The organism is Pseudoalteromonas sp. TB25, assembly GCF_000497995.1.
Classification (GTDB): domain Bacteria; phylum Pseudomonadota; class Gammaproteobacteria; order Enterobacterales; family Alteromonadaceae; genus Pseudoalteromonas; species Pseudoalteromonas distincta.
The window spans coordinates 1-1494 of record NZ_AUTI01000437.1 but is presented as its reverse complement, the minus strand read 5'-3'; the positions used below and the strand labels follow the sequence as shown (position 1 = coordinate 1494).

Below are 1494 nucleotides of genomic sequence, written 5' to 3'. Positions count from 1 at the left end.
GTTATTTCTTCTCGTAAGCTTTCTACTTCGTGAGCGTCCATACTACCCACAAAGTCAATTACATATAAACGAGGTTTAGGCTCATCTTTATCTGCTTTTTTACTTTGCGATTTAAGCTGCTTTTGGTGTGCTTTAAGCTCTTTTTTACCCAGCGTATTTTGTAGAAAACTTTCTTTAAGATCGACTAATTGCTCTGATATGTCGTCAATTTGTATTTCACCTTTTTTGGCTTTAGGCTTAACTGCAACGCCAACTATTAGCATTAGAATAACTGCTATAGCGATAACAAAAGTAATTGTTTTAGCAAAAAACAAACCGTATTCGTATAAAAATTCCAACTGGTTTCTCCATTTATAAATTTCAGCTAATTTAGCATGCTTTAAAGCAAAAAAAAGCCACTTTTCAGCTGTCTCTTGATCACAAGTCTGACTCAAGAGATTTTGCTAAATCGTAGCCTTCCAGGATGGCTTGTAACTTAAGCCATCCTTTCCATAACACTTTCACAGATGCACGCCCTGTGCGCTTGGTATCTTTCCAGCCTCCTAACTTTGCCAGTTCCTGATACGCCCATGACATATTTGGAGCAGTTTCAGGCAATGGTGTTTTTATTCTCTTTAACCACAATAACTTCCATGCTTTGGGAGATAACAGTTGTTCACAACTTGGAGAATCAGGCTGCTCATTGGTGAACTTTAGTTGCAATATTCGCGTCGCAATAAAGCCATTAATCGTCACCAATCTTTCCATGTTATCTTGGCTTTGAAGGCGTAAACTTTCGATATCCGTACCATCACTTTTCCAGACTTTATGGTATTCCTCTACAAGCCAACGGTGCTCATAGTAGGTGATGATAGCTAAGGCGTCTTCTTTGCTGGTGACTGGTTCACTGGTTAATAGGTGCCAGCTTAAGCCATTCTTAGCGTTTCCTCGCTCTGTACAGCCGACATAGTAAACTGGGAGGGAGTGTCCTTTCTTATTGTAAGGCGCTTTGAGTGTCACTGGCGCATAGGTGATATCCAGTGTTGCGCTTCGGGCTTTTCTTCCTCCTTTTTGTGCAATGTGGATGTGTTTGGTGCCTGCACTCATCAGCTCGCTTGCAAACGCATAGAGCTTATCCTCACCTTCTTCAATATGACGACTTTGCATCGAGCGTACGACGAATCGTTGCTGCTCGGTCAGTTTATACTGCAAGTATTCGTAGATGTCCGCTTCGCGGTCACACACCGATATCACGTTCGCCATTTGTCCTTGCAGCCGCTCTGCCATCGCTCGTGACGCTGACTCCCACTTGTAACTTTCTTTTTCTTCGTAAGAAGTCGTCGCGTGTTTTTCTCTTTTTCCAATCGTGTTGATATCACGACTCCAGCGAGACTGTTCAATTAATCCCACAACTTGCTTTGTGTCTGGCGCAAACAGTAATACGCTATGAGCTAACAAGCCTCGTTGTTTTGCTCCTCGTCCGACATGACCCAAATCATCTCGAATGGAGGAATG

At 42.5% G+C, this 1494-nt stretch carries 1 protein-coding gene and 1 pseudogene; both read right to left on the bottom strand.

Translation table 11 applies throughout. The features are described 5' to 3' along the window. Positions 1 to 338, bottom strand: a pseudogene (locus L652_RS0121215) (protease SohB); the annotation flags it as partial. A 79-nt stretch (positions 339 to 417) separates the two neighbouring features. Next, the coding region (locus L652_RS0121210) for an IS4 family transposase (protein ID WP_024603370.1) at positions 418 to 1494 on the bottom strand (1077 nt) is incomplete at its 5' end.